The sequence below is a fragment of the Micromonospora sp. NBC_00389 genome (assembly GCF_036059255.1).
Classification (GTDB): Bacteria; Actinomycetota; Actinomycetes; order Mycobacteriales; family Micromonosporaceae; genus Micromonospora.
This window is the reverse complement of the sequence record NZ_CP107947.1, coordinates 1,887,064-1,913,824: the sequence shown is the minus strand read 5'-3', so window position 1 is coordinate 1,913,824 and position 26,761 is coordinate 1,887,064. Positions and strand designations below refer to the sequence as shown.

Annotated in this window: 24 protein-coding genes; 3 read left to right on the top strand and 21 right to left on the bottom strand. The window is 70.7% G+C overall.

What is annotated here, in order from left to right; translation table 11 throughout:
- Positions 1–7: 7 nt before the first annotated feature.
- The gene (gene rarD / locus OG470_RS09140) at positions 8–949 is read left to right on the top strand and encodes an EamA family transporter RarD (RefSeq protein WP_328422655.1); all 942 of its coding nucleotides are present in this window, start codon (positions 8–10) and stop codon (positions 947–949) included.
- Here the strand turns inward: rarD and OG470_RS09135 are convergent.
- The gene (locus OG470_RS09135) at positions 930–1,649 is read right to left on the bottom strand and encodes an anti-sigma factor family protein (RefSeq protein WP_328422653.1); all 720 of its coding nucleotides are present in this window, start codon (positions 1,647–1,649) and stop codon (positions 930–932) included. The two genes, rarD and OG470_RS09135, sit on opposite strands and share 20 nt — an antisense overlap.
- Positions 1,646–2,224, bottom strand: a complete 579-nt coding sequence (locus tag OG470_RS09130; RefSeq protein WP_328422651.1) for a sigma-70 family RNA polymerase sigma factor — start codon at positions 2,222–2,224, stop codon at positions 1,646–1,648. Before OG470_RS09130 ends, OG470_RS09135 begins: the two co-directional genes overlap by 4 nt.
- Before the next feature lie 177 nt (positions 2,225–2,401).
- Between OG470_RS09130 and OG470_RS09125 the strand changes: the two genes are divergently transcribed.
- Positions 2,402–4,537, top strand: coding sequence for a PhoX family protein (locus tag OG470_RS09125; protein WP_328422649.1), 2,136 nt, complete (start codon positions 2,402–2,404; stop codon positions 4,535–4,537).
- Between the two features lie 80 nt (positions 4,538–4,617).
- Here OG470_RS09125 and OG470_RS09120 read toward each other — a convergent pair whose 3' ends face one another.
- A complete protein-coding gene (locus OG470_RS09120; protein ID WP_328422648.1) occupies positions 4,618–5,400 on the bottom strand; it encodes an IclR family transcriptional regulator in 783 nt (260 codons plus the stop codon).
- Between the two features lie 153 nt (positions 5,401–5,553).
- On the opposite strand from OG470_RS09120, the gene OG470_RS09115 reads away from it, so the two are divergent.
- Complete coding sequence (locus OG470_RS09115; protein ID WP_328422646.1) at positions 5,554–6,762, top strand: MFS transporter; 1,209 nt, start codon at positions 5,554–5,556, stop codon at positions 6,760–6,762.
- Here OG470_RS09115 and OG470_RS09110 read toward each other — a convergent pair.
- From OG470_RS09110 to OG470_RS09025, 18 genes are all read right to left on the bottom strand, one after another.
- The gene (locus OG470_RS09110; protein ID WP_328422644.1) at positions 6,759–7,844 is read right to left on the bottom strand and encodes a polyprenyl synthetase family protein; all 1,086 of its coding nucleotides are present in this window, start codon (positions 7,842–7,844) and stop codon (positions 6,759–6,761) included. The two genes, OG470_RS09115 and OG470_RS09110, sit on opposite strands and share 4 nt — an antisense overlap.
- Before the next feature lie 91 nt (positions 7,845–7,935).
- On the bottom strand, positions 7,936–9,489 hold the full coding sequence (nuoN, locus tag OG470_RS09105; RefSeq protein WP_328422642.1) for an NADH-quinone oxidoreductase subunit NuoN: 1,554 nt from the start codon (positions 9,487–9,489) through the stop codon (positions 7,936–7,938).
- A complete protein-coding gene (locus OG470_RS09100) occupies positions 9,486–11,021 on the bottom strand; it encodes an NADH-quinone oxidoreductase subunit M (protein WP_328422640.1) in 1,536 nt (511 codons plus the stop codon). The genes nuoN and OG470_RS09100 overlap by 4 nt, the downstream gene beginning before the upstream one ends.
- Positions 11,022–11,085: 64 nt before the next feature.
- On the bottom strand, positions 11,086–13,011 hold the full coding sequence (gene nuoL, locus OG470_RS09095) for an NADH-quinone oxidoreductase subunit L (RefSeq protein ID WP_328422638.1): 1,926 nt from the start codon (positions 13,009–13,011) through the stop codon (positions 11,086–11,088).
- 11 nt (positions 13,012–13,022) lie between these two features.
- Entirely contained in the window at positions 13,023–13,322 is a 300-nt protein-coding gene (gene nuoK / locus OG470_RS09090) for an NADH-quinone oxidoreductase subunit NuoK (protein WP_328422636.1), read from the bottom strand.
- The gene (locus tag OG470_RS09085; RefSeq protein WP_328422634.1) at positions 13,319–14,089 is read right to left on the bottom strand and encodes an NADH-quinone oxidoreductase subunit J; all 771 of its coding nucleotides are present in this window, start codon (positions 14,087–14,089) and stop codon (positions 13,319–13,321) included. The genes nuoK and OG470_RS09085 overlap by 4 nt, the downstream gene beginning before the upstream one ends.
- Positions 14,086–14,727 carry an NADH-quinone oxidoreductase subunit NuoI gene (gene nuoI, locus OG470_RS09080; RefSeq protein WP_328422632.1) on the bottom strand — a complete coding sequence of 214 codons (642 nt, stop codon included), beginning with the start codon at positions 14,725–14,727 and terminating at the stop codon, positions 14,086–14,088. Before nuoI ends, OG470_RS09085 begins: the two co-directional genes overlap by 4 nt.
- Before the next feature lies 1 nt (position 14,728).
- The gene (gene nuoH, locus OG470_RS09075) at positions 14,729–16,081 is read right to left on the bottom strand and encodes an NADH-quinone oxidoreductase subunit NuoH (RefSeq protein WP_328422630.1); all 1,353 of its coding nucleotides are present in this window, start codon (positions 16,079–16,081) and stop codon (positions 14,729–14,731) included.
- Complete coding sequence (locus tag OG470_RS09070) at positions 16,078–18,585, bottom strand: NADH-quinone oxidoreductase subunit G (protein ID WP_328422628.1); 2,508 nt, start codon at positions 18,583–18,585, stop codon at positions 16,078–16,080. Before OG470_RS09070 ends, nuoH begins: the two co-directional genes overlap by 4 nt.
- Positions 18,585–19,901: an NADH-quinone oxidoreductase subunit NuoF gene (nuoF, locus tag OG470_RS09065; RefSeq protein WP_328422626.1), complete on the bottom strand. Its 1,317-nt coding sequence runs from the start codon at positions 19,899–19,901 to the stop codon at positions 18,585–18,587. Before nuoF ends, OG470_RS09070 begins: the two co-directional genes overlap by 1 nt.
- Positions 19,898–21,052 carry an NADH-quinone oxidoreductase subunit NuoE gene (nuoE, locus tag OG470_RS09060; protein WP_328422624.1) on the bottom strand — a complete coding sequence of 385 codons (1,155 nt, stop codon included), beginning with the start codon at positions 21,050–21,052 and terminating at the stop codon, positions 19,898–19,900. The genes nuoF and nuoE overlap by 4 nt, the downstream gene beginning before the upstream one ends.
- The gene (locus OG470_RS09055) at positions 21,049–22,374 is read right to left on the bottom strand and encodes an NADH-quinone oxidoreductase subunit D (RefSeq protein ID WP_328422622.1); all 1,326 of its coding nucleotides are present in this window, start codon (positions 22,372–22,374) and stop codon (positions 21,049–21,051) included. The genes nuoE and OG470_RS09055 overlap by 4 nt, the downstream gene beginning before the upstream one ends.
- The gene (locus tag OG470_RS09050; RefSeq protein WP_328422620.1) at positions 22,371–23,108 is read right to left on the bottom strand and encodes an NADH-quinone oxidoreductase subunit C; all 738 of its coding nucleotides are present in this window, start codon (positions 23,106–23,108) and stop codon (positions 22,371–22,373) included. Before OG470_RS09050 ends, OG470_RS09055 begins: the two co-directional genes overlap by 4 nt.
- A complete protein-coding gene (locus OG470_RS09045) occupies positions 23,105–23,782 on the bottom strand; it encodes a NuoB/complex I 20 kDa subunit family protein (protein WP_328422618.1) in 678 nt (225 codons plus the stop codon). The genes OG470_RS09050 and OG470_RS09045 overlap by 4 nt, the downstream gene beginning before the upstream one ends.
- Before the next feature lie 14 nt (positions 23,783–23,796).
- Entirely contained in the window at positions 23,797–24,162 is a 366-nt protein-coding gene (locus OG470_RS09040) for an NADH-quinone oxidoreductase subunit A (protein ID WP_328422617.1), read from the bottom strand.
- A 134-nt stretch (positions 24,163–24,296) separates the two neighbouring features.
- Positions 24,297–25,574, bottom strand: coding sequence for a geranylgeranyl reductase family protein (locus tag OG470_RS09035; RefSeq protein WP_328422615.1), 1,278 nt, complete (start codon positions 25,572–25,574; stop codon positions 24,297–24,299).
- Between the two features lie 139 nt (positions 25,575–25,713).
- Complete coding sequence (locus OG470_RS09030; RefSeq protein WP_328422613.1) at positions 25,714–25,938, bottom strand: hypothetical protein; 225 nt, start codon at positions 25,936–25,938, stop codon at positions 25,714–25,716.
- An 85-nt stretch (positions 25,939–26,023) separates the two neighbouring features.
- Positions 26,024–26,734: a demethylmenaquinone methyltransferase gene (locus OG470_RS09025; protein ID WP_328422611.1), complete on the bottom strand. Its 711-nt coding sequence runs from the start codon at positions 26,732–26,734 to the stop codon at positions 26,024–26,026.
- Positions 26,735–26,761 lie beyond the last annotated feature (27 nt).

The following is a 26,761-nucleotide window of genomic DNA, read 5'->3' as shown; positions in this document are numbered from 1 at the left end:
TGGAGCCGTGACGCCACTCCGCCTGGGATACCTCTACGGCCTCGGCGCGTACCTGCTCTGGGGTTTCTTCCCGCTCTACCTGAAGCTGCTGCGACCGGCCGGCCCGCTGGAGATCCTGGCGCACCGCATCGTCTGGTCGGTCGTCTTCGTGGCCCTGCTGCTGGCCGCGCTGCGCAACATCGGCTTCCTGCGGGCGCTGCTGCGCCGGCCCTGGGCACTGGCCGGGATCGTCGCCGCCGCCGCGCTGATCGCGGTCAACTGGGGCACCTACATCTACGGGGTCAACTCCGACCGGGTGGTGGAGACGGCGCTCGGCTACTTCATCAACCCGCTGGTGGTGGTGCTGCTCGGGGTGACGGTGCTGGGCGAGCGGCTACGCCCGGCGCAGTGGGTGGCACTGGGCATCGGCGCGTCGGCGGTCGCGGTGCTCACCGTGGACTACGGCCGGCTGCCCTGGCTGGCACTGACCCTGGCCTTCAGCTTCGCCGGGTACGGCCTGGTCAAGAAGCGGCTCGGGCTGCCCGCCGCAGAGGGGCTCTTCGTCGAGTCGGCGGTGCTGGCGCTGCCCGCGCTGGGCTACCTGGCCTGGCTGACCCGGCGCGCCGAGTCGACCTTCGGGCACGTCTCGGCCGGGCACACCGCGCTGCTGGTGGTGGCCGGTGCGGCCACCGCGATCCCGCTGCTGCTCTTCGCCGGGGCCGCCAACCGCCTGCCGCTGACCAACCTCGGCATGATCCAGTATCTGGCGCCGATCCTTCAGCTCGGCTGCGGCGTGCTGATCTTCCACGAGCCGATGCCGCCGGCCCGCCTCGCCGGCTTCGCGCTGGTCTGGCTCGCCCTGATCGTCTTCACCGCCGACGCCGTCCGCCAGTCCCACCGCACCCGTCTCGCCACCCGCACCCCCTCCCCCTCCCCAAGCCCTGAGCCGGTTACGGGACGGCGAAGGTGAGCAGGGGGGTGCCGTCGGCGCGTTGCAGTTCCACGCTGACGAGTTCCGCGTCGGTGAAGCGGGTCGCCCCGGTGAACCGGAGGTCGTCCCCGGGCGCGGCGAGCCAGGAGCCGATCTGCTCGGTGGCACCGTTCGGGCCGTGCGCCACCAGCCGGAACGGGTACGCCTTGCCGTAGCTGGTCCGCGCGTCGTACCCGCAGTGCATGGTCACCTCGGTGCCCCAGTCGGTGCCGGTCAGCCCGATCTCGGCGTGCACCGGCCCGGCGGCGGCCACCGGTCGCATGGCGACCATCGACACCTTCGGCGCTGGCGTGCTGCCCTGGGCACCGGGGGTGTCGGGCGGGCCGGACGGGCGGGGTAGCACCGCGCCCGTGCCGACACCGACCACCAGAGCCAGCGCGGCGGCGGCCAGGGTGGTCAGCGCATACCGCCGACGGGTCGCGGAGCGTTCACGGCGACGGCGGTTGCGGGCCTCCTCCAGCAACGCGGGCGCCCGGGCGGCGGTCGGTGGCGGCAGGAACTGCTCCAACCCCGCCGGGTCGAGGCGGCCGAGCAGCCCGGGCAGTACGGCAATCTCGGCGACGGCATCCCGGCAGGAGGCGCAGCCGGCGAGGTGCCGCTCGTAGGCCGCCCGCTCGGCGGGGGCGAGGGCACCCAGCACGTACGCGCCATCGTCGTGCGCGAACTCGCACCGGGTCATCCCGTCACTCCCATCTCAGCCAGGACCAACCGTAGTGAGCGCAGCGCGTAGTGGGTGCGCGACTTCACGGTGCCCGGTGGCACGCCCAGCCGGGACGCCGCCTCGGCCACCGACCGTCCCTGGTAGAAGCACTCGACCAGCACCTCCCGATGGGTCGGGCTGAGCCGGTTCAGCGCCTCGGCGACCGTCCACGCCTCCACCGCGCGTTCGGCCTCGTCGACCACCTCCGGCGGTTCGGGCAGCTCGTTGGTGAACACCTCGCCGACCCGGGTCGATCGTCGCCGCCAGGCGTCGATGGCGAGGTTGCGGGCCGTGGTGAAGAGCCAGGCCCGCACCGAGCCGCGGCGCGGGTCGAGCGACTCCGGGTGTCGCCAGGCCCGCAGCAGCGTCTCCTGCACCAGGTCCTCGGCCCGCTGCCGGTCCCCGTTGACCAGCCGCAGGGCGTGTGCGTACAGCGCCTCCGCGTGCTCGTCATGCAGCGCGCGCAGCAGTTGGGCGTCATGGTCGCTGATGGCGGTCTCCTCGCTTCCGGCGCGCGTCCGGCGGTGCGTCCGCTCGTGAATACGTGCGGTCATGCCGATCGGTTCAGCCCGAGGTCAGACCGGCTGTGCGTCGACCGGCACCGGCGACTTGTTCACGTCTGGTTCACATTGCGGCCGACGAGCGCTCACCGCGTCCTCCTAGCGTCCGGCAGGTACGCCTGCCGATGCCTGATCCAGCAGTGCCACTGACCTTCCCAGGAGGCTTCTCCCATGAGCGACCGTCCCCGGCTGCTCCCGCTGTTGGGTGCCAACCGCCACGGCACCCGCGACGCCATGACCTGTCTCTACCGCTGCGGAAACGCCTGCGACCACCCGGTCCCGAACACCTCCGACAACGCGTACTTCGGAGACGTGGTGAACGCGGAGGTCTCGCGGCGCGGCGTGGTCCGGGCCGGCGCGGTCGGTGCGCTGGTGCTCGGTTTCGGTGGTGCCGCGGCCGGTGCGCTGGCCGGCGCCGCCCCGGCCATGGCAGCCCCCGCCACCCCGGATCTCCCGGACGTCCCGGAGTCCTTCGGCTTCGGACGTCCCACCACCGGCGTCGGCAGCGGGGCGCTGAGCTTCAAGCCGATCCCGCCGAACAAGCTGGACACCCTGGTCGTACCGAACGGGTACGACCACGCCGTGGTGATCAAGTGGGGTGACCCGGTGGTGCCGGGCGCGCCCGAGTTCAACGTGCACAAGCAGACCGCCGCAGCGCAGTCCAAGCAGTTCGGCTACAACAACGACTTCGTGGGCGTGCTGCCGCTGGACAAGCGGGGCAACCGGGCGCTGCTCGTGGTCAACCACGAGTACACCAACGAGGACCTGATGTTCCCGGGCTTCCCTGGCCTGGACGGACTCTCGGTGGAGCAGCTGCGCACCGCGATGGCCGCGCACGGCATGTCCGTGGTGGAGCTGGAGCGGGTCGCCGGCACCGGGCAGTGGAAGCCGGTCGAGAACGGCCGGCGGCCGTACAACCGGCGGGTCACCGCGCTCGGCACGAAGTTCGACCTGACCGGCCCGGCCGCCGGCTCGGCCTGGCTGAAGACCGCCGCCGACCCGAAGGGCCGTACGGTCGTCGGCACGCTGAACAACTGCGCCGGAGGCGTGACCCCGTGGGGCACGGTGCTCTCCGGCGAGGAGAACTTCAACCAGTACTTCGTCGGTGCCGACGGCGTCCCGGCGGAACTGAAGCCGAAGATGGACCGGTACGGCATCAGCACCGCAACCCGTTACCCCAGCGGCAGCCGCAAGTGGGAGCGCGCCGACGAGCGTTTCGACCTGGCGAAGCACCCGAACGAGGCGCACCGGTTCGGCTGGATCGTCGAGATCGACCCGTTCGACCCGGAGAGCCGCCCGCGTAAGCACACCGCGATGGGCCGGTTCAAGCACGAGGGCGCCAACGTGATCGTCACGAAGGACGGGCACGTGGTCGCGTACATGGGCGACGACGAGCGGTTCGACTACCTCTACAAGTTCGTCTCGGACAAGAAGTTCCTGAAGGGCAACTCCTGGGCCGCCCGCAAGCACAACCTGACCCTGCTGGAGTCCGGCACGCTCTACGTCGCGCAGCTGGACCAGACCAGCGCCGGCGAGATCGACGGCTCGGGCAAGCTCCCCAGTGACGGCGCGTTCAACGGCCGGGGCCGCTGGATCAAGCTGGTCAGCGGCAACCGTTCGTACGTCGACGGGATGACCGCCGCGGACGTGCTCACCTTCACCCGGCTCGCTGGCGACAAGGTCGGCGCGACCAAGATGGACCGCCCGGAGGACGTCGAGCCGAGCCTGCTGACCGGCAAGGTGTACGTGGCGCTGACGAACAACACCAACCGGGGCGTCGGCAGCAGCCCGAAGGCGGACGAGGCCAACCCGCGGACCGCCAACAAGCACGGGCAGATCCTGGAGCTGGTCGAGGACCGCGGCGACAACACCGCCGAGACCTTCGCCTGGTCGCTGCCGATCGTCTGCGGCGACCCGACCGACCCGTCGACCTTCTTCGCCGGGTACGACAAGACCAAGGTCTCCCCGATCTCCTGCCCGGACAACGTCGCCTTCGACGCCACCGGCAACCTGTGGATCTCCACGGACGGCAACGCGCTGGGCAGCAACGACGGCCTCTTCGCCACCGCCGTGGAGGGCCCGGAGCGGGGTCACCTCAAGCAGTTCCTGACCGTGCCGCTCGGCGCCGAGACCTGCGGCCCGTTCATCACCGGTGACAACCGCTCGGTCTTCGTCGCCGTACAGCACCCGGGTGAGATCACCGGCGCATCGGTGGAGAACCCGGCCTCGAACTGGCCGGACGGCGACTACGCCAAGCCGGGCGTGGTGGTCACCTGGCGCCTCGACGGCGGCCCGGTGGGCAGCTGACGTTACTCCGGCGGTCCGGCGCTGGACCGCCACCAGAGGCCCTCTCCCAGCCCGGGAGAGGGCCTCTCGGCGTCGTGGGGTCAGTGGTCGGCGGCGATGCCGTCGGCGACGGCCCGGGCGACCGTGAGCAGCTTGGCCCGGACCACCCGGGCGGAGGTCATCATCTCGCCGGCCGGCAGCGCGCAGGCCAGCACGACCCGCCGTTCCATGTCCTTGTCCGGCGAGACCAGCACCGCCGCGCAGGCCACCCCCTGGCGGAACTGCCCCAGCTCCAACTGCATGCCGCGCCGGTCGCCGGCGGCCAGGTCGGCCTCGAACGTCTCCGTGCTGGTCAGGGTGGCGGTGGTGAACGGGCGCATGCCGTACTCCCGCAGGTAGCGGAAGCGTTGTTCGGTGGTGAGGGTGGCGAGCAGGGACTTGCCGAGGGCGGTGGCGTGTGCCCCCTCGTCGAAGCCGGGGACCAGGTCTTCCAGGTAGGGCGAGCGGTGCCCCTCGGCGACCGCCGTGAGGGCCACCTGGCCGCCGACGAAGCGGCCCAGGTAGTGGCTGTAGCCGGTGTCGGCGGCGGCCCGCCGCAGCGTCTCACCGACGGCTGGCGGGCCACGGAACGCGGTGACCAGTTCGCGGTAGCGGTCCGCCACCTCCAGCCCCACGATGTACGTGCCGTCCTCCCGACGGATCACGTAGCCCTCGTAGGCGAGGGTGCGGACCAGGTGGTACGTGGTGGCCACGGTCAACTCGCACCGCCGGGCGATCTGCTTGACGGTCAGGCCCTTCGGGGCGCGACCGACCGACTCCAGCACCCGCAGCGCTCGGGACACGCTGCGGATCAGGTCCGAAGGTTCTGCCAAGGGGTCGCGCACAACCACCTCCGCCGCCAGGGACTTACACCATATGAAAAACAGGCCCGGTGCGAAATGCCTGTTCGGGTCGAGGATGCCAGATCGTCATCAACACGTCGTACCCCGCCGGTCACCAGGAGTGATCCGAGAACGGTTCACGTAGGTTTGCCGACGATGACCGACACCGCCCTCACCTCCGCCCCGGGCACCGCCCCGGCCCGCCCGATCCGGGTCAGCGCCGGCGCCGTCGCCACCACCATCGCCTGCGTGCTGCCCGTCTTCCTGCTCGGCGGCCTCGCCGTGCAGATGGGCGCGGACCTCGGCTTCTCCCCGGCCGGCCTGGGCCTGGCCGTGGCCGTCTACTTCGGGATCAGCGCGCTGGCCTCGGTGCCCTCCGGCCGCCTGGTCGAGCGCTACGGGCCGGCCGTGGTGGCCCGCTGCGGCATCCTCCTGGCCGCCGGGTCCATGCTTGCCGTGGCGGCGCTCGCCCGGTCGTACCCGGTGCTGGTCGGGCTGCTGGCGCTCAGCGCCGCCGCGAACGCCCTCGGCCAGTTGGCCAGCAACGCCGCACTGGCGCAGCACGTGCCGGCTCGCCGGCAGGGGCTGTCGTTCGGCGTCAAGCAGGCCGCCATCCCGGTCTCCACCCTGCTGGCCGGGGCAGCGGTGCCCACCGTCGCGCTCACCGCCGGCTGGCGTTGGGCGTTCGTGGCCGCCGCCGGCGCGGCGCTGACGACGCTGCCCGCCGTACCCCGGCAGGAGCGCGGCCGCGCCCGGCGGGCCGGCGCCGGGCGCGCGGGCCGGGCCACGATGGCGCTGGTGGTGATCGGTGCGGCGGCGGCGCTGGCAGCCGCCGCGGCGAACGCACTCGGCACCTTCCTGGTGGACTCCGCGGCCGCCCGGGGCCTGTCACCGGGCCTCGCCGGCCTCACCCTGACCCTGGGCAGCGCCGTCTGTGTGCTGGCCCGGGTCGGCGCCGGCTGGCTGGCCGACCGGCGCGCCAGCGGCCACGTGGCGCTGATCGCCGCCATGCTGGTGGTCGGCGCAGCCGGGCTGGGCCTGCTCGCTCTGACCGGCGCGGTGCCGCTGGTGGCTGGCGTGGTGCTCGGCTTCGGCCTCGGATGGGCCTGGCCCGGCCTGATGAACTTCGCGGTGGTCCGGCTCCACCCGCAGGCCCCGGCCGCCGCCACCTCGATCACCCAGACCGGGGTGTACGCGGGCGGCTGCCTCGGCCCACTGACCCTCGGCCCGCTCGCCGCCCACCTCGGCTACCCGACGATGTGGACCACGGCTGCGGTGGCCATGCTGCTCGCCGCCGCCCTCATGCTCGTCGGCAGCCGCCTGTTGACGCGCACCGCCGCCGAGGCGGGTCGGAGCGGGGACTAGCTGGTGCGGTCGGCGATGTAGTCGCAGAGCGATTCGAGGGCCTGGCGGGACGGGCCCTTCGGAAGCGGGGCCAGGCGCCCCCGGGCGTCCTCGGCGTAGCTGCGCACGGTCTCCCGGGCCCGCTTGAGCGCCGGGCTCTCCCGGAGCAGCCCCAGCGCCTCGGCGTGCAGCGCGTCGTCGGTCAGCGGGCCGGTGGCCAGGATCTCCCGCAGCCGCACCGAGGACGCGTCGGAGTCGTCCGCGGCGCGCGCGTAGAGCACCGGCAGCGTCGGGACGCCCTCACGCAGGTCCGTGCCGGGTGTCTTGCCCGACTGCATCGAGTCGGAGGCGATGTCCAGAAGGTCGTCGGAGAGCTGGAACGCGACGCCGATGGTCTCGCCGTACCCGGCCAGCGCCTCGATGTGCTCGGTGGAGGCTCCACTGAACATGCCGCCGAACTGGGCCGACGTGGCGATCAGGGAGCCGGTCTTCTCGGCGATCACGTGCAGGTAGTGCGTGACTGGGTCATCGCCGACGCGCGGCCCCACGGTCTCCGCGATCTGGCCGTGCACCAGCCGGGCGAAGGTGCGCGCCTGCAACCGGACCGCCTCGGGGCCCAGATCTGCCGAGATGTCCGCAGCGCGGGCGAAGAGGTAGTCGCCGACCAGGATGGCGACCGAGTTGGTCCAACGGGAGTTCGCGCTCGGCGCCCCCCGGCGCACGGCGGCCTCGTCCATCACGTCGTCGTGGTAGAGGGTGGCCAGGTGGGTGAGCTCCATCACCACGGCCGCCGGGACCACCTGCGGGCTGGTCGGGTCACCGAACTGGGCGCCCAGCGCCACCAGCAGCGGCCGGAACCGCTTCCCGCCGGCCTCGACGAGGTGCCGGGCGGCCTCGGTGACGAACGGGTCGGCGCTGGCCACACTGGCCCGCAGATCGACCTCGACCGCGTCCAGCAGACCCAGCACACATGCCTCGACGCGGGGATCGGCGAGATGGAGGCCGAGCGCGCCGAACTGACTCGTGCTCGCCCGACCCCGGCGACCGCCGGAGCCGGTGGCACCTGAACGCTCGCCAGCCGGAATCACCACGCTATCAACCATGCCACACCCGTTCTACCTGCTCCGGGTCGGGGATATGCACCGGGGACCGGCACACGAACGTGTGCCGGTCCCCGGTTTGCCGAGGCTCTGGTCATCGCACGAAGTCGGCGGCTCCGGCAGCCAGGTCGAGCAGCGGCGCCGGGGCTACACCCAGCACCAGGGTGGCCAGGACGCCGATCATCAACGCGGCGGAGGTGAGTCCGCCGGGCACGGTGACGGTCGGGGTGGACTCGCCCGGCTCGGAGAGCCACATCATGACCACGACCCGCAGGTACGGGAAGGCCAGCACCATGCTGGTCAGCACACCGGCGATCACCAGCCAGGCGTGGCCACCTTCCAGCGCCGGCCCGAAGACCGCGAACTTGCTGGTGAAGCCGCTGGTGAGCGGGATGCCGGCGAAGGCCAGCAGGATGAACGTGAACAGGCTGGCGTAGAACGGCGAGCGCCGGCCCAGCCCCGCCCAGCGGGACAGGTGGGTGGCCTCCCCGTCGGCGTCCCGGACCAGGGTCACGACCGCGAACGCGGCCAGCACCGAGAAGCCGTACGCGACCAGGTAGAACATCGTGCCGGAGAGCCCGTCGCGGCTCGGCGACAGCACACCGACCAGCAGGTAGCCGGCGTTGGCGATCGAGGAGTACGCGAGCAGCCGCTTGATGTCGGTCTGGGTGACCGCGAGCACCGCGCCGACCAGCATGGTCAGCACCGCCACCGCACCGAGCACCGGGGTGAAGTCCCAGGCGGCACCGGCGAACGCGACGTGGAAGACGCGCAGCAGCGCGCCGAACGCGGCAACCTTGGTGCAGGCGGCCATGAAGCCGGTGATCGGGGTCGGCGCGCCCTGGTAGACGTCCGGCGTCCACACGTGGAACGGGGCCGCCGCGGCCTTGAAGAGCAGGCCGATGGCGAGCAGCGCCATGCCAGCGAAGAGCAGCACCGGGCTGGCCGGCGACTCGGTCACCGCCGCGTTGATCGTGGCGAAGTCCACCCCGGCACCACGACCCGGGATCCCGGAGGTGAAGCCGTAGATCAGGGCCACCCCGAACAGGAAGAACGCCGAGGCGTACGCGCCGAGCAGGAAGTACTTCATCGCCGCCTCCTGGCTCAGCAGTCGCCGGCGACGGGCCAACGCGCAGAGCAGGTACAGCGGCAGCGAGAAGACTTCCAGTGCGATGAACATGGTCAGCAGGTCGTTCGCCGCCACGAAGATCAGCATGCCGCCGATCGCGAACGTGGTGAGCGGGTAGACCTCGGTGAGGCCATTGCGCCCCTCGGCCTGCTGCCGGTCGTCGGCCGACTCGGCGGTCACCGCGGCCTGGGCGACGAACGCCCCGCCCCGCTCCACCGTCCGGTCACCGATCAGCAGCAGCGCCATCGCGGCCAGCACCAGGATCGCGCCCTGGAGGAAGAGCGTCGGCCCGTCCACCGAGATGGCCTGGCCGGCGGTGATGAGCCGGTCGTCGGCGTTGAGGACCACCATGGTCAGCGCGGCGAGGACGGCCAGCAGGGCCAGCGTCAGCTGCACCACGTGCCGCAAACGCCGGGGCACGAAGGCCTCGACCAGCACGCCGAACAACGCGACACCCAACATGATCATGATTGGGGCGAGCGCCGCATAGTCGAGCGACGGCAGTTTCAACTCGGTCACTTTGCCGCCTCCTGGACGGTGCCGCCCACCGACGGGGCGGGGTCGGTCCTGCCGATGTCGTCCATGGTCGCCTGGACGGCGGGGTTGATCACGTCAGTGACCGGCTTGGGGTAGAAGCCGAGCAGCACGATCAGCGCGATCAGGGGGGCGACCACGACCTTCTCGCGCAGGTTGAGGTCCCGGCGCATCCCCTCGACCTCGGTCAGCGCCGGGTTGAGCGTGCCCTGGGTGGTGCGCTGCACCATCCACAGCACGTACGCGGCGGCCAGGATGATGCCGACCGTCGCGATGACCGCGACCGGCTTGTTCACCGTGAACGTACCGATCAGCACCAGGAACTCGGAGATGAACGGCGCGGTCCCGGGCAGCGCGAGCGAGGCGAGACCGGCGAAGAAGAGCACCCCGGCGAGCACCGGGACCAGCTTGCCCGCGCCACCGAAGTCACTGATCAGCGCCGAGCCGCGCCGCGAGATCAGCATGCCCACCACCAGGAAGAGCAGGCCGGTGGCCAACCCGTGGTTGAGCATGTAGAGCACCGCGCCGGTGCCGGCCTGGGTGGTGAACGCGAAGATGCCCACCCCGATGAAGCCGAAGTGCGCGATCGAGGTGTACGACACCAGCCGCTTGAGGTCGTTCTGGCCGACCGCCAGCAGCGCGGCGTAGACGATGCCGATCACGCCGAGCGCCAGCGCCCACGGCGCGAACCACTGCGACGCCTCGGGGAACAGCGGCAGGCAGTAGCGCAGGATGCCGAACGTACCGACCTTGTCCAGCACGCCGACCAGCAGCGCCGCGGCGCCCGCGGGGGCGGCGCCACCGGCGTCCGGCAGCCAGGTGTGGAACGGGAAGAACGGCGCCTTGATGGCGAACGCGAGGAAGAAGCCGAGGAACAGCCAGCGCTCGGTGCCGGTGCTGATGTCGATCTGCGACAGCGCCTGCCAGTCGAAGGTCTTCCCGCCGACGACCCACAGCCCGATCACCGCGGCCAGCATGAACAGGCCGCCGACAAGCGAGTAGAGGAAGAACTTCACCGCCGCGTACTGCCGCTGGTGGCCGCCGTAGCTGCCGATCAGGAAGTACATCGGCACCAGCATGACCTCGAAGAACACGTAGAACAGGAAGACGTCGGCGGCGGCGAAGACGCCGATCATCGTGCACTCGAGGACCAGCAGCAGCGCGAAGTAGACGGGCACCGACCGCTTCGACGACTCCGCGTCGTGCCACGACGCCAGGATCACCAGCGGCACCAGCACCGCGATCAGCATCAGCATCACCAGCGCGATGCCGTCGGCGGCGAAGGTGAAGTTGACACCCCAGTTCGGGATCCACGAGTAGGACTCGCGGAACTGGAACCGGTCACCGCCTGCCTTGAAGCTGACCCACATCACCACGGAGAGCACCAGCACCAGCAGCGACCAGACGAACGCCACCTGCTTGGCCAGCTCCGGTCGGTGGCGCGGCAGGAAGGCCACCACCAGGGCGCCCACCAGTGGCGCCACGGTGAGCACCGAGAGGAACGGGAAGTTGGACATTATGCGGCCTTACCTCCGTCGTCACTGCGTGGTCCGCCGGCGGGGGCGGCCGGAAAGAGGTCGATCACGCCAACCACCCCGCCTGCACGGCCAGGAACGCCGCCATCACCAGCAGCGCACCGGCCAGGATCGAGGTGGCGTACGAGCGGACGAAGCCGGTCTGCAGCCGCCGGAGCCGACCCGAGCCACCGCCGACCCCGGCGGCGAGCCCGTTGACCAGCCCGTCGATGCCCCGGTTGTCGAGGAAGACCAGCGCCCGGGTGAGGAAGATGCCCGGCTTCTCGAAGACCGCCTCGTTCACCGCGTCGGTGTAGAGGTTGCGCCGCGCGGCGGTGACCAGCACCCCGGCCGGCTGCGGCGCGGTGGCCGTACCGGCCCGGAACAGGAACCAGGCCAGCCCGGCGCCGAGCACGGTGACCAGCAGCGAGAGCGCGGTGATCACGGTGTGCGAGAGGACCGCCTCGTGCCCCTCCTCGTGGCCGCCCAGCCCGGCGGTCTCCGTCAGCCAGTCCGGTACCGAGGTGGCGAGCAGGAAACCGGCACCCACCGAGCCGACCGCCAGCAGGATCAGCGGGATGGTCATCAACGCCGGCGACTCGTGCGGGTGCTCGATGTCCTCGGTCCACCGCTTCGGGCCGTGGAAGGTGAGCACGAAGAGCCGGGTCATGTAGAACGCGGTCAGCCCGGCGCCGAGCAGCGCTGCCCCACCGAAGAGCCACGCCGTCCAGTCCGTCCGCTCGAAGGCGGCCACGATGATCGGCTCCTTGGAGAAGAAGCCGGAGAACGGGAACATGCCGATGATGGCCAGCCAGCCCATCATGAAGGTCAGCCAGGTGACCTTCATGTACTTCGACAGCCCACCGAAGCGGCGGATGTCCACCTGGTCCTTCATCCCGTGCATGACCGAGCCGGCGCCCAGGAACATGTTGGCCTTGAAGAAGCCGTGCGCCAGCAGGTGCACGATGGCGAGCGCGTACGCCCCGCCGCCCAGGCCGACGCCGAGGAACATGTAGCCGATCTGGCTCACCGTCGACCAGGCGAGCACCCGCTTGATGTCGTCCTTGGCCGCACCGATGATGCAGCCCATCAGCAGGGTGAGCGCGCCGACGCTGACGACGACGAGCTGAAGCGTCGAGTTGGCCGAGAAGATCGGGTTGGACCGGGCGATCAGGTAGACGCCCGCGGTGACCATGGTGGCGGCGTGGATGAGCGCCGACACCGGGGTGGGGCCCTCCATCGCGTCCGGCAGCCACGCCTGGAGCGGGAACTGGCCGGACTTACCGGCCGCACCGAGCAGCAGCAGCAGGCCGAGAACCAGCACGGTGGCGCCGGTCAGCGCGCCGACACCGTTGAACACCTCGTCGTACTGGGTGGTGCCCAGGGTGGCGAACATGATGAAGATCGCGATGGCCAGGCCGGCGTCGCCGACCCGGTTCATCAGGAACGCCTTCTTGCCGGCCGTGGCGGCGCTCGGCCGCTCGTACCAGAAGGAGATCAGCAGGTACGACGCCAGACCGACGCCCTCCCAGCCGACGTAGAGCATCACGTAGTTGTTGCCGAGCACCAGCAGCAGCATGGCCGCGACGAACAGGTTGAAGTACGCGAAGAACCGACGGCGGCCCGCGTCGTGCGCCATGTACTCCACCGCGTACAGGTGGATCAGGAAACCCACCCCGGTGATCAGGAGCACGAAGACCGCGGCCAGCGGGTCGAACAGCAGGCCGAAGTCGACCCGCAGGTCACCGACGGCGATGAAGTCCCAGAGGCTCAGCTCGACCGACTTGTTCTCCAGGCCGCGAAGCTGGAAGAAGAAGGACAGGCCGAGAACGAACGCGGCACCGATGGCGGCGACGCCCAACCAGTGCCCCCAGCGGTCGGCCCGCCGGCCTAGCAGCAGCAGGATGGCCGCGCTGACCAGCGGGATCGCCACCAGCAGCCAGACGCTGCTGAGCAAGCCCGTGGCACCGGCGTACTGCACAGTCTCTTCCACTTGCTTGCCCCTTAGTACTTGAGCAGGTTGGCGTCGTCGACGCTCGCGGAGCGTCGAGTCCGGAAGATCGACATGATGATCGCGAGCCCGACCACGACTTCGGCCGCCGCCACCACCATCACGAAGAACGCCATGATCTGACCGTTGAGGTCGCCGTTGATCCGGCTGAAGGTGACCAGGGTCAGGTTGGCCGCGTTGAGCATCAGCTCCACGCACATGAACAGCACGATCGCGTTGCGCCGGATGAGCACCCCGGCGGCACCGATGGTGAACAGCACCGCAGCCAGCACGAGATAGTGGTTGGGCGTCACTGGTCGGTCCCCTTCAGCGAGGTTTCCTGGGCGGTCAGCTCCCGCACCGGCAGGATGTCCGGCGTGCTCCGCTCGGTGAGCCGCCCGTCCGGCAGCCGCGCCGGGGTGGCCACCGAGGAGGACGTCGCGAAGACACCGGGGCCCGGCTTGGGGCCGGGGTAGTTGCCCGGCGCGAAGCGGGCCCGCATGGTCGACGGCTGGTCGACCTTGTCCTGCTTACGCCGCTCGACGTGCGCGAGCACCATGGCTCCGACCGCCGCGGTGATGAGCAGAGCCGAGGTCAGCTCGAACGCGAAGACGTACTTGGTGAAGAGCAGCCGGGCGATGCCCTGCACGTTGCCCTCCGCGTTGGCCTGCTCCAGGCCGACCGCGGTGGTCCCGTCCATCGCCCGGTAGAGCGCGCTGCCCACCAGGCCAGCGAAGCCCAGCCCGAGCACGATGGCGGCGACCCGCTGACCGCGCAGCGTCTCGATCAGCGAGTCGGAGGCGTCCCGGCCGACCAGCATCAGCACGAACAGGAAGAGCATCATGATCGCGCCGGTGTAGACGATGATCTGCACCATGCCGATGAACGGCCCGGCCTGGAGCACGTAGAACACGCCCAGGCAGAGCATGGTGAGCACCAGCCAGAGCGCCGAGTGCACGGCGTTGCGGGCGGCCACCATCCCGATCGCGCCGATCAGCGCGAGCGGCGCGAGGATCCAGAAGGTGACCTCCTCGCCGCCGGACACCCCGCCCGCCGCGGCCAGCACCGTAGACGTGGTCATGCTCCCTCTCCCTTACCGACCGCCGCGCGTTGGGCGGCCTGCTCGGCGCCCGGGAACGTCACGCCGGGGTGCTCCTCGACCTGGTAGCGGCCGGGGCTCATCGGGGACGTCTCGGCACCGGCGGAGGTGCCCGGGTTGTCCAGCGCGCCGATGTAGTAGTCCTTCTCGCTGTCGCCCAGTCGCATCGGGTGCGGCGGCTGCTCCATGCCCTCAAGCAGCGGCGCGAGCAGCTGCTCCTTGGTGAAGATCAGGTCCTGCCGGTTGTCCCGGGCCAGCTCGTACTCGTTGCTCATGGTGAGCGATCGGGTCGGGCAGGCCTCGATGCACAGTCCGCAGAAAATGCACCGGGCGTAGTTGATCTGGTAGACGCTGGCGTACCGCTCACCCGGCGAGAAGCGCTGCTCGTCGGTGTTGTCGCCGCCCTCTACGAAGATCGCGTCCGCCGGGCAGGCCCAGGCGCACAGCTCACAGCCGATGCACTTCTCCAGCCCGTCCGGGTGCCGGTTGAGGATGTGCCGCCCGTGGTAGCGCGGCGCCGACACCGGCGGCTTGAACGGGTAGTCGGTGGTGACGACCTTCCTGAACATGTGCGAGAAGGTGACCCCGAATCCCTTGAACGTTCCGGTGATCGCGCCCACGTCACACCTCCCTGGAGTCCGAGCCGGCGACGATGTTTGCCGGCTCCCGCTCGGCCACCACGCGCGTGATACGCGGGCTCGGTGGTACCTGTAGATCCATCGGTGGCAGCGGGAAGCTGCCGTACGGGCGGCTGTCCACCTGTTCCTGCATGGTCGGCTTCGGCTGCGGCCGGCGGTTGGGCCAGAACAGCGTGGCGATCAGCAGGAGGCCGGCCGGGATGCCGACCGCGATCAGCTTGCCCTGCGAGTCCCAGTCCTCGATGGAGCGCAGGCCCGACAGGACCAGGATCCAGACCAGGTTGATCGGCAGCAGCACCTTCCAGCCGAGGCGCATGAACTGGTCGTAGCGCAGCCGGGGCAGCGTGCCGCGCAGCCACACGAAGACGAAGACCAGCGCGATCACCTTGCCGAAGAACCAGAGCAGCGGCCACCAACCGGAGTTGGCGCCCTCCCAGAGCGTGATCGGCCACGGCGCCCGCCAACCACCCAGGAACAGCGTCGTGGTGACGGCGGACATGGTCACCATCGCGACGTACTCGCTGAGCATGAAGAGCGCGAACTTCAGCGAGCTGTACTCGGTCATGTAGCCGGCGACCAGCTCGGACTCGGCCTCGGGCAGGTCGAACGGCGCCCGGTTGGTCTCGCCCACCGTGGAGATGAAGAAGATGATGAAGCTGGGCAGCAGCAGGATCGCGTACCAGCCCGGCGCCGGGATCGAGTTGCCGAAGATGGTCAGCTCGGTGCCGTGCCCCTGGGCGGCGACGATCCCGCTGGTGCTCATCGTGCCGGCGGTCATGAACACCGCCACGATGGAGAGCCCCATGGCGACCTCGTAGGAGATCATCTGGGCGCTCGACCGCAGGCCGCCGAGGAGCGGGTACGTCGAGCCGGAGGCCCACCCGCCCAGCACGATGCCGTAGACGCCCATCGAGGAGCAGGCCAGCAGCAGCAGTACCGCCACCGGCACATCGGTGACCTGCAGCGGCGTCTGGTGGCCGAAGATGCTCACCATCGGGCCGAACGGCACCACCGACAGCGCGGTGACCGCGCAGATCACCGAGATGGTCGGGGCGAAGAAGAAGACGACCTTGTCGGCCGCCTTCGGCAGGATGTCCTCCTTGAAGGCCATCTTCAGGCCGTCGGCGAGCGTCTGGAGCAGACCGAACGGGCCGGCCTGGTTGGGGCCGGGCCGAACGGCCATGCGGCCGACGACCCGTCGCTCGAACCAGACGCCGAGCAGCGTGGCCAGCACGGCGACGACGAAGGCCATGACGACCTTGATCAGGACCAGCCACCACGGATCCTGGCCGAAGTCGGCCAGCGTCGGATCCTGGGCCAGGTAAGACGGGCTCACTGGTTACCCCCAGCGTTGAGGAGCGGACCGGGGAGACCGGCTTCGTCCGCCGCCACGCGCCCGGCCGGGACGGCCACGCTCGGTGCGGGAACGGAGATCCGGACGACCGCGCCGGACGTCGCCCCGAGGCTGCGTCGCACGGTCGAGCCCGGTGAGTTGGTCGGCAGCCAGACCACGCCGTCCGGCATCTCGGTGAGCTCCGCCGGCAGGGTCAGCGCCCCCCGGTCGGTGCCCACCGTGACCGGGTCGCCGTCGGTGACGCCGAGCGCCTCGGCGGTGCCCTTGCCCAGCCGGACCACCGGCGGGCGTGCGGTGCCGGCGAGGTCCTCGTCGCCGTCGATCAGGGTGCCCAGGTCGACCAGTTGGTGCCAGGTGGCCAACACGGCCTCCCCGGTGCCCGGGTGCGGCACGGTGCCCGGCGCCACCGACGGCGCGGCCGGCCGCTGGGTGCGCGTCGCCGGCAGCGAGCCGAGCTCGCGTCGCACGCTCGGCACGTCGGCGGTGCCCAGTCGCACGTCGAGCAGCGCGGCCAGCGCGTCGAGCACCCGGCCGTCGGTCATCGCGGCGGTCTGCAGCACCGCCTCGAACGGACGCAGCCGGCCCTCCCAGTCCAGGAAGCTGCCGGCCTTCTCGACCACCGGGGCGACCGGCAGCACCACGTCCGCCCGCCGGGTCACCGCGCTGCCGCGCAGCTCCAGGCTGACCAGGAACGGCACCGCGTCCAGGGCGGCCTCGGCCAGCCGCGGGTCGGCCAGGTCGGCCGGGTCCACACCGCCCACCACCAGCGCGCCGAGCTGCCCGTTGGCGGCGGCCGACAGGATCTGATCGGTGTCCCGACCGGCCTGGCTCGGGATCACCCCGGCCGGGATGTCCCACGCCTCGCCCAACTCGGCCCGGGCCGCCGGCTCGGTGACCAGCCGGCCACCGGGGAGCAGGTTGGGCAGGCAGCCGGCGTCGACCGCGCCGCGGTCACCCGCGCGCCGCGGCACCCAGGCCAGCTTCGCGCCGGTACGCCGGGCCACGTTGGCCGCTGCGGAGAGCCCGCCCGGCACACTGGCCAGCCGCTCGCCGACGATCAGGATCGCGCCCGGCGCGCTCAGCGCCTCGGCGACCGTGGCGTGCTCGGCGAGCACGCTGGCCTCCTCGCCCGGCACCACCCGGGCCAGCTTGGCACCGAGCTTCTCCAGGCCACGGGTGGCGAACGGTGCGAGCGCGTACACCGTCAGCGTCTTCTTCAGGTACGCCTTGCGCAGCCGCAGGAAGAGGATCGGGCACTCCTCCTCCGGCTCCAGGCCGACCAGCACCACGGCCGGCGCGTTCTCCACGTCGGTGTAGGTGACGTCGGTGACCCCGGCGACCGAGCTGGCCAGGAAGTCGGCCTCCTCGCGGGAGACCGGCCGGGCCCGGAAGTCGATGTCGTTGGTGTTCAGCGCGACGCGGGCGAACTTCGCGTACGCGTAGGCGTCCTCGACGGTCAGTCGACCGCCGGTGAGCACCGCGGTGCCCTGTCCGCCTTCCCGGGCTGCGTGCAGCCCCTCGGCGGCCACGGTGAGCGCCTCACTCCAGGACGCCTCCCGCAGCTCACCGGTGCGCTTGTCGCGGACCAGCGGGGTGGTCAGCCGGTCGGTGGCGCGGGCGTACTGGAAGCCCCACCGGCCCTTGTCGCAGTTCCACTCCTCGTTCACCGCCGGCTCGTCGCCGGCCAGCCGGCGCAGCACCTTGCCGCGCCGCCAGTCGGTGCGCTGCTCGCAGCCGGCCGAGCAGTGCTCGCAGACGCTCGGGCTGGAGACCAGGTCGAACGGGCGGGCCCGGAACCGGTACTGGGAACCGGTGAGCGCGCCGACCGGGCAGATCTGCACGGTGTTACCGGAGAAGTAGGAGTTGAACGGCACGTCACCCGCGTCGCCCTGCTCGCCGTACGCGTCGTCCCGGTAGATGTTGATTTCCTCGGCGGACGACCGGCCCATCAGGTCGATGAACTTGTCGCCGGCGATCTCCTCGGAGAACCGGGTGCAGCGCTGACAGAGCACGCACCGCTCGCGGTCCAGCAGCACCTGGCTGCTGATCGCCATCGGCTTCTCGTACTCCCGCTTGTGCTCGTGGAAGCGGGAGTCGGTGCGGCCGGTGGACATCGCCTGGTTCTGCAGGGGGCACTCGCCGCCCTTGTCACACATCGGGCAGTCCAGCGGGTGGTTGAGCAGCAGCAGCTCCATCACCCCCTCCTGCGCCTTCTTGGCCACCGGGGAGGTGATCTGGGTACGGACCACCATGCCGTCGGCGACGGTCTGGGTGCAGGAGGCGACCGGCTTGCGCTGCCCCTCCACCTCGACCAGGCACTGCCGGCACGCGCCGGCCGGTGCCAGCAGCGGGTGGTCGCAGAACCGGGGGATCTCGGTGCCCATCTGCTCGGCGACCCGGATCAGCAGCGTCCCCTTGGGGGCGGTGACCTCGACGCCGTCGATGGTGAGGGTGACCGTGTCGGTCTGCTTGGCTACGTCCGTCATCAGTGAGCTCCAACCAGCTGCTTGTCGGAGAGCTTCGGCGCGGTCCGTCCCTCGATGTAGTCGAGGTAGTCCTGCTTGAAGTACTTCAGCGACGAGGTCACCGAGCTGGTCGCGCCGTCGCCGAGACCGCAGAACGAGCGGCCGAGGATGTTGTCGCAGGTGTCCAGGAGGGTGTCCAGGTCCTCGTGGGTGCCCTGACCGGCGAGGATCCGCCGGTAGACCCGGACCATCCAGTAGTTGCCCTCACGGCACGGGGTGCACTTGCCGCACGACTCGTGGTGGTAGAACTCCAGCCATCGGTACGTCGCGTAGACCGGGCAGTCCTGGTCGGAGAAGATCTGGGTGGCCGTGGTGCCGAGGATCGAGCCGGCCGCCGCCACCCCCTCGAAGTCCAGTGGCACGTCCAGGTGCTCGGCGGCGAGCAGCGGGGTGGACGAGCCGCCCGGGGTCCAGAACCTCAGGTTGTGGCCAGGCTGCATCCCACCGGCCAGTTCCAGCAGCTCACGCAGCGTGACGCCCATCGAGCACTCGTACTGGCCGGGGTTGGCGATCCGCCCGGAGAGCGAGTAGATCATCGGCCCGGAGGACTTCTCGGTGCCCATGGTCTTCCACCAGTCGGCTCCGCCGAGCACGATCGGCGGCACGCTGGCGATGGTGCCGACGTTGTTCACCACCGTCGGGCTGGCGTACAGGCCGTGGGTGGCCGGGAACGGCGGCCGCAGCCGGGGCTGGCCCCGGAACCCCTCCAGCGAGTCCAGCAGCGCCGTCTCCTCGCCGCAGATGTACGCCCCGGCGCCGGAGTGCACCACCAGCTCGAGGTCGTAGCCGCTGCGCAGGATGTTCCGACCGAGGTAGCCCTTGTCGTACGCCTCCTGGACCGCGTTGCGCAGCCGGCGCGCGGCGTGCACCGCCTCGCCCCGGATGTAGATGTAGGCGCGGCTGGCCCGGATCGCGTACGACGCGATGATGACGCCCTCGACCAGCGCGTGCGGGTCGTGCGTCATCAGCGGCAGGTCCTTGCAGGTGCCCGGCTCGCCCTCGTCGGCGTTGACCACGAGGTAGTGCGGCTTGCCGTCGCCCTGCGGGATGAAGCCCCACTTGAGACCGGTGGGGAAGCCGGCGCCGCCTCGGCCGCGCAGCCCGGAGTCCTTGATCAGCTGGATCAGGTCGTCCGGGTGGGCCTTGAGCGCCTTGCGCAGGGCGGCGTAGCCGTCCAACTGCTCGTAGGTGCCGATCCGCCAGGCGTCCGGGGACAGCCAGCGCTTGGTCAGCACCGGCGTCAGCTTGGCCAGCGTCTCCGGGCGGGGAGTGGTCACTTCTGTGCCCCCGTTTCGCTCGCGGCGGAGTTCGCGCCACCGGCGCTCGCCGACGCTTCGTTGAGGTTTCGCTCCTGCGCGCCGGTGGAGTCACCGGCGGGCTTGCCGTCGCCGGCCGGCTCGTTGGCCGCCACGCCGGCGGCCTGCGCCTCCTGCGCGTCACGCGGGCCCGGCGGCGAGGTCTCCGCCGGAACCTTGGTGCCGGGCGCGTCCGGCACGGCGGTCGCCGCGTCCGGCTGCCGGGTCTCGGCGGTACGCACCTGCGGCGACTTGTCGTCCGGCGCCTTCACGTCCGGCGCGGTGCTGCCGGTCGCCGCAGCGGCGGGAACCGGCTGGCCGGTGCCGGGCGTACCCGTCGGAGCGGACGCGCCGTCGCCACCCTTCACCGGGGTGACCGGCTTGGCGGGCGCCTCGGCCGGCTTCGCGCTGGCCTCGGCGGCCTTCGCCTTCGCCGCCGCCTTGTCCGCCTCCGCCTTGCTGCGGATCGGGGTGTTCGGGTCGAAGCCCGGCACCGAGACGCCGTGCTGCTGCGCCAGCCGCAGCCCGCGCAGGGTGGGCTCGCCCGGCCCGCCGTCGGCGACCGCGCCGTCCCGCTCGTCGGCGAAACCGGCGAGCTGCACCGCCATCTCCTTGAGCGTGCAGAGCCGAGCGCCCCGGGTCGGCATCGGCCGCCCGCCGGCGCGCAGCTCGTCGACCACGCCGACCGCGGTGGACGAGTCCACGCCGTCGAAGAAGTCGTAGTTGACGGTCATCACCGGGCCGTAGTCGCAGGCCGCCAGGCACTCGGCGTGCTCCAGGGTGATCTTCCCGTCGGCGGTGGTCTCGTCGTGCCCGACGCCGAGGTGCTCGGCGAGGGTGTCGTAGACCTCCTGACCGCCGAGCACGTTGCACATGGTGTTGGTGCAGACGCTGACCAGGAAGTCGCCGGTCGGCTTGCGCTTGTACATGGTGTAGAAGGTGGCAACCGCGCCGACCTGCGCCTTGTTCAGGCCGAGCACCTCGGCGCAGAACGCGACGCCGGACGGGGAGACGTACCCCTCCTCCGCCTGGACCAGGTGCAGCAGCGGCAGCAGCGCCGAACGGGACCGGTCCGCCGGGTAGCGCGCGATGATCTCGCGCGCCCGCTCCCGGGTCGTCTCAGTGAAAGTCATCGGTCACACCCACCCATCACGGGGTCCAACGAGGCGCCGCCGGCGATCACGTCGGCGATCAGGCCGCCCTCGGCCATCGCCGGGAGGGCCTGGAGGTTGACGAAGCTCGGCTCCCGGTAGTGCACCCGGTACGGCCGGGTGCCACCGTCGGAGACCGCGTGTACGCCCAACTCGCCGCGGGGCGACTCGATGCCGACGTACACCTGGCCGGGCGGGACCCGGAAGCCCTCGGTGACCAGCTTGAAGTGGTGGATCAGCGACTCCATCGACTGACCCATGATCTTCGCGACGTGCTCCAGCGAGTTGCCCAGGCCGTCGACGCCGATGGCCAGCTGCGCCGGCCAGGCGATCTTGCGGTCGGCCACCATCACCGGGCCCGGCTTGAGCCGGTCGAGGGCCTGCTCGACCAGCTTCATCGACTCCCGGATCTCGGCGAGCCGGACCAGGTAGCGGCCCCACACGTCACCGTCGGAGTGGGTCGGCACGTCGAACTCGTACGTCTCGTAGCCGCAGTACGGCATGGTCTTGCGCAGGTCCCAGGCGAGGCCGGCGGAGCGCAGCACCGGGCCGGTGACGCCGAGCGCGAGGCAGCCGGTCACGTCCAGCACTGCCACGTTCTTCGTGCGCTGGGTCCAGATCGGCTGGCCGGAGAGCAGGTCCTCGTACTCCTTGAGCCGCTTCGGCAACAGCTTGAGGAACTGCTGGATCTTGTGGATCGCCTCGTCCGGCACGTCCTGCGCCACGCCGCCCGGCCGGACGTACGCGTGGTTCATCCGCAGGCCGGTGATGGTCTCGAAGATGTCGAGGATGTACTCCCGCTCGCGGAAGCCGTACAACATCATGTTGATCGCGCCGAGTTCCATGGCCGTGGTGGCCACCCAGACCAGGTGCGACGAGATCCGGTTCAGCTCCATCATCAGGACCCGGATCGTGGTGGCCCGCTCGGTGATGTCGTCGGTGATGCCGAGCAGCTTCTCCACCGCGAGGCTGTAGGCCGTCTCGTTGAACAGCGGGGCCAGGTAGTCCATCCGGGTCACGAACGTCGTGCCCTGCACCCAGTTGCGGTACTCGAGGTTCTTCTCGATGCCGGTGTGCAGGTACCCGATGACCGACCGCGCCTCGCGGACCGTCTCGCCCTCCAGCTCCAGGACCAGCCGCAGCACACCGTGCGTGGACGGGTGCTGCGGACCCATGTTGACCACGATGCGCTCGTCGTTGATCGGGTCGGTGCCCGAGACGATCGTGTCCCAGTCCCCACCGGTGACGGTGAAGACCCGACCCTCGGTGGTCTCGCGTTCGGTCGCGTAGTTCGACGTGGTCACTGGTAGGACCTCCTCCGGTCCGGTGGCGGGATCTCGGCGCCCTTGTACTCGACCGCCACGCCACCGAGCGGGTAGTCCTTGCGCTGCGGGTGGCCCTCCCAGTCGTCCGGCATGAGGATCCGGGTCAGGTTGGGGTGGCCGTCGAAGACGATGCCGAACATGTCGTACGCCTCCCGCTCCTGCCAGTCAGCAGTCGGGTAGACGGCGGTCACGCTGGGCAGGTGCGGGCTCTCGACGGAGACCGCGGCCTCCAGCCGGACCCGACGCCGGTAGGTCATCGAGGTGAGCAGGTAGACCACGTGCAGCCGGCGCTCGTCCGCACCGAGATAGTCCACGCCGGACACCGACGAGCACAGCTCGAAGCGCAGCGCCAGGTCGTCCCGCATCACCTGGCAGACCTCGGCGATGCGCTCCGGGCGGACGTGCAGGGTCAGCTCGCCCCGGTCGACCACGACCTTCTCGATCGCGTCGCCGAAGGCCGGGTACGCCTCCTCCAGCGCGTCGCGGACCTCGTCGAAGTAGCCGCCGTACGGGCGGGTGGCCTCCTCGATCGGCTGGCGCTGGCGCACCAGGCCGCCGTAGCCGGACACGTCCCCGGTGCCCTGGTTGCCGAACATCCCCCGGCCGGCCGGGCTGGCCGGCGGGTACTCGGCCGGGGCGGTGCTGCTGGCGCCGGCCGGCGTGACCGGCACCGGCACCCCGCCGTCGTTGTTCTTCTCGTTCGGTGCGGTCACTTCGGGCCCCTGTGCGCGTGGAGATGGTTCTGGGCGTTCATCCAGTTCTCGATCCGCAGCTGCTCCTCGCGCCCCTCGCGGACCGCCTGGGTCCACTCGGCACGCCGGGCCTTGTCGCTGCGGTACGAGGACGGCATCGAGCCGTAGGGCACGACGGGGACGTCACCACGCTCCTGACGGGCCTCGAGCATCTTGCGGCCGTTCGGGCCCAGCGGCTCATACATGATCTTCTCGCGGAGCTTGAGGATCGCGTCGATGAGCATCTCCGGCCGGGGCGGGCAGCCGGGCAGGTACATGTCGACCGGCACCACGTGGTCGACGCCCTGCACGATCGCGTAGTTGTTGAACATGCCGCCGCTGCTGGCGCAGACGCCCATCGAGAGCACCCAGCGGGGCTCGGCCATCTGGTCGTAGATCTGGCGCAACACCGGGGCCATCTTCTGACTCACGCGGCCAGCCACGATCATCAGGTCGGCCTGCCGGGGCGAGGCCCGGAAGACCTCCATGCCCCAACGGCCCATGTCGTAGTGCGGACCACCGGCGGCCATCATCTCGATGGCGCAGCAGGCCAGGCCGAAGGTGGCGCCCCAGAAGGACGTCTTCCGCGACCAGTTGACCAGCTTCTCCACCGAGGTGAGCAGGACGCCTGCGGGGAGCTTCTCCTCGATGCCCATCTGACGTTCCTTCCTCAGTCCCAGTCCAGGCCGCCGCGCCGCCACACGTAGGCGTACGCGACGAAGACCGCGACGATGAACAGGACCATCTCCACGAAGCCGAAGATCGGCAGAGCGTCGAACGAGACCGCCCAGGGGTAGAGGAAGATGATCTCGATGTCGAAGACGATGAAGAGCATCGCCGTCAGGTAGAACTTGATCGGGAACCGCCCACCGCCGACCGGCTGGGGGCTGGGCTCGATGCCGCACTCGTAAGCCTCGAGTTTGGCTCTGTTGTATCGATGGGGACCTGCGAAGCGGGCGGCGCCAACGGAGAACAGCGAGAACGCCGCGGCGAGGGCGAACAGCCCGATGATCGGTGCGTAAGGCGAGAGCGACATCGTATTCTCCTGCTCGTCCTTCCCTGCCCTCGGTGCTTGAGGAAAATCACACTATTCACGTCCCACGCGGTGGCTGCCGGCGGGGGTCGATCTTTGTCCGGGTCGGGGCTGTGACCAGCCCCGACACCGGTTGTCTAGACGGCTGGCGCTGCCTTCGTCATCGCGTTGATGACCCGGTCCATCGCGTCCCCGCCACGGGGGTCGGTCAAATTGGCCAACAGCTTGAGCACGAAGCGCATCAACGTCGGGTGCGGCATTCCGTGCTTGGTGGCGATCCGCATGATCTCCGGACGGCCGATCAGCTTCACGAAGATGCCGCCCAGCCGGTAGTAGCCGCCGAGCCGGGCCTTCAGCTCGTTCGGGTACGCCATCAGCGCCCGCTCCCGCTCCGCGCCGGCCGGCCGCGCGAGGGCCTGCACCGCCACCTCCGCGGCCAGCTCGCCGGACTCCATGGCGTAGGCGATGCCCTCCCCGTTGAACGGGTTGACCATGCCGCCGGAGTCGCCGACCAGCATCACGCCACGGGTGTAGTGCGGCACCCGGTTGAAGCCCATCGGCAGAGCCGCGCCGAGGATCGGGCCGTCGGCGTTGGTCTCGTCGGTCATCCCCCAGTCGGCGGGCGTGTTCGCCAGCCAGTCGGTGAGCAGCCGCCGGTAGTTGGTCTTGCCGAACGCGGAGGACGAGTTGAGCACGCCGAGGCCGACGTTGACCCGCCCGTCACCGAGCCCGAAGATCCAGCCGTACCCGGGCAGCAGGTTGTCGCCGCTGTCCTTGCTGCGCAACTCCAGCCAGGACTCCAGGTAGTTGTCGTCGTGCTTGGCCGGCGAGCGGTAGTAGCGGCGGACGGCCACGCCGATCGGCCGGTCCTCCCGCTTGGCCAGGCCGAGAGCGAGCGGGAACCGGCCGGAGACCCCGTCAGCCGCCACGACCAGCGGGGCGTGGAAGGTGGCTGGCTCCTTGTCCGGGCCCACCTCCGCCTCGACGCCGGTCACCCGGCCGTCGCCGTCGAGCACCGGGCCCAGCACGTTGACGCTGGTCTGCAGCTTGGCGCCGGCGGCCACCGCCCGTTGGGCGAGCAGGTCGTCGAAGTCCAGCCTGGTGCGCACCAGACCGTAGTTGGGGAAGCTGGCCAGGTCCGGCCAGTCCAGCTCGAGGCGTACCCCGCCGCCGATCACCCGCAGGCCCCGGTTGTGCAGCCAGCCGGCCTCGGGCGAGGTGTCCACGCCCATCCGGATGAGCTGGCGCACGGCGCGCGGGGTCAGCCCGTCGCCGCAGACCTTCTCCCGGGGGAACTCGGTCTTCTCCAGCAGCAGCACCCGTACGCCGTGCCGGGCCAGGTGGTACGCCGTTGCCGATCCACCGGGACCGGCGCCTACGACGATGACGTCGGCATCGTGCTCCACCGCGGTCATTCGCGCCTCCTCCCGCACGCTCGTGAAATGCTTCACAAGCCAGACGGGACGAGTGTATGACCGGTGTCATACCTGCGCAGGATCAGGGGTACCTAACTCGCCGGTGTGACAGCAGATGACCGTCCACAGACACTCGGTGTCAGGCCGGACTGGGCGCATCCAGGCCGGCGTCCACGCGGATGGTCTCCGGCAGGTGCTCGCGCAGAGCGCCACCCGCCGCCCGATCCAGCGCTGCCAGAACCTCGGCGACCACCTGCCGGACCTCCGCCGGATCGGCGCCGGCCAACGCGCGCAACTGCGCGATGAGTTCGGCCGCGTCGTCGTCGGTGGCGGCCACCGGGTCCGCCGGGTCTGCTCCGGTCATGCGGACGAGCGTACGGGGCAAAGTGGACTAAAGCCTGATATTCACGAAACCTGAATATTGTCCATGCCCGTCCCCTGGTCCGCCGTTAGTCGCGGATCCCCCGGTGCAGGGCGACCACGCCGCCGGTCAGGTTGCGCCACGCCACCCGACCCCAACCTGCCGCAGCGAGACGCCCGGCCAGCGCGGCCTGGTCCGGCCACGCCCGGATCGACTCGGCCAGGTAGACGTACGCCTCGGGGTTGCTGGACACCGCACGGGCCACCGCCGGCAGCGACCGCATCAGGTACGACAGGTAGACCGTCCGGAAGGCCGGGTTGACCGGGGTGCTGAACTCGCAGACCACCAGCCGGCCACCGGGCCGGGTCACCCGGGCCAGCTCGCGCAGGGCCGCGTCCGTGTCGTTGACGTTGCGCAGCGCGAAGGAGATGGTCACCGCGTCGAAGCTGGCGTCGGCGAACGGCAGTCGCAGCGCGTCTCCGGCCAGCAGCGGCACCTCGGGCCGGACCCGTTTGCCGGCGTACAGCATGCCCAGCGACAGGTCGGCGCCGACCGCGTACGCCCCGGACTGGGCCAGCTCCTGCGTCGAGACACCGGTGCCCGCACCGACGTCCAGCACCCGCTCGCCCGGCCGCAGGCCGAGCGCCGCGCGGGTGGACCGACGCCAGGAGCGGTCCTGGCCGAAGGAGAGCACGGTGTTGGTCAGGTCGTAGCGCTCCGCCACGCCGTCGAACATCGCGGCGACCTCGTGCGGCTGCTTGTCCAGGCTGGCGCGCTGGCCCTGCGGGGTACGGCTCACCCCTCCACTCTGCCAGCCGCCCTCCCG

Bases quoted from the DNA above. Each gene is read 5' to 3' on its own strand.
- OG470_RS09045 (WP_328422618.1), bottom strand. From the start codon at position 23,782: ATGGGCATCGAGGAGAAGCTCCCCGCAGGCGTCCTGCTCACCTCGGTG.
- OG470_RS09100 (WP_328422640.1), bottom strand. From the start codon at position 11,021: ATGTCCAACTTCCCGTTCCTCTCGGTGCTCACCGTGGCGCCACTGGTG.
- nuoE (WP_328422624.1), bottom strand. From the start codon at position 21,052: ATGACTTTCACTGAGACGACCCGGGAGCGGGCGCGCGAGATCATCGCG.
- OG470_RS09130 (WP_328422651.1), bottom strand. From the start codon at position 2,224: ATGACCGCACGTATTCACGAGCGGACGCACCGCCGGACGCGCGCCGGA.
- OG470_RS09115 (WP_328422646.1), top strand. From the start codon at position 5,554: ATGACCGACACCGCCCTCACCTCCGCCCCGGGCACCGCCCCGGCCCGC.
- OG470_RS09030 (WP_328422613.1), bottom strand. From the start codon at position 25,938: ATGACCGGAGCAGACCCGGCGGACCCGGTGGCCGCCACCGACGACGAC.
- OG470_RS09040 (WP_328422617.1), bottom strand. From the start codon at position 24,162: ATGTCGCTCTCGCCTTACGCACCGATCATCGGGCTGTTCGCCCTCGCC.
- OG470_RS09110 (WP_328422644.1), bottom strand. From the start codon at position 7,844: ATGGTTGATAGCGTGGTGATTCCGGCTGGCGAGCGTTCAGGTGCCACC.
- OG470_RS09035 (WP_328422615.1), bottom strand. From the start codon at position 25,574: ATGACCGCGGTGGAGCACGATGCCGACGTCATCGTCGTAGGCGCCGGT.
- OG470_RS09070 (WP_328422628.1), bottom strand. From the start codon at position 18,585: ATGACGGACGTAGCCAAGCAGACCGACACGGTCACCCTCACCATCGAC.
- OG470_RS09125 (WP_328422649.1), top strand. From the start codon at position 2,402: ATGAGCGACCGTCCCCGGCTGCTCCCGCTGTTGGGTGCCAACCGCCAC.
- OG470_RS09085 (WP_328422634.1), bottom strand. From the start codon at position 14,089: ATGACCACGTCTACGGTGCTGGCCGCGGCGGGCGGGGTGTCCGGCGGC.
- OG470_RS09135 (WP_328422653.1), bottom strand. From the start codon at position 1,649: ATGACCCGGTGCGAGTTCGCGCACGACGATGGCGCGTACGTGCTGGGT.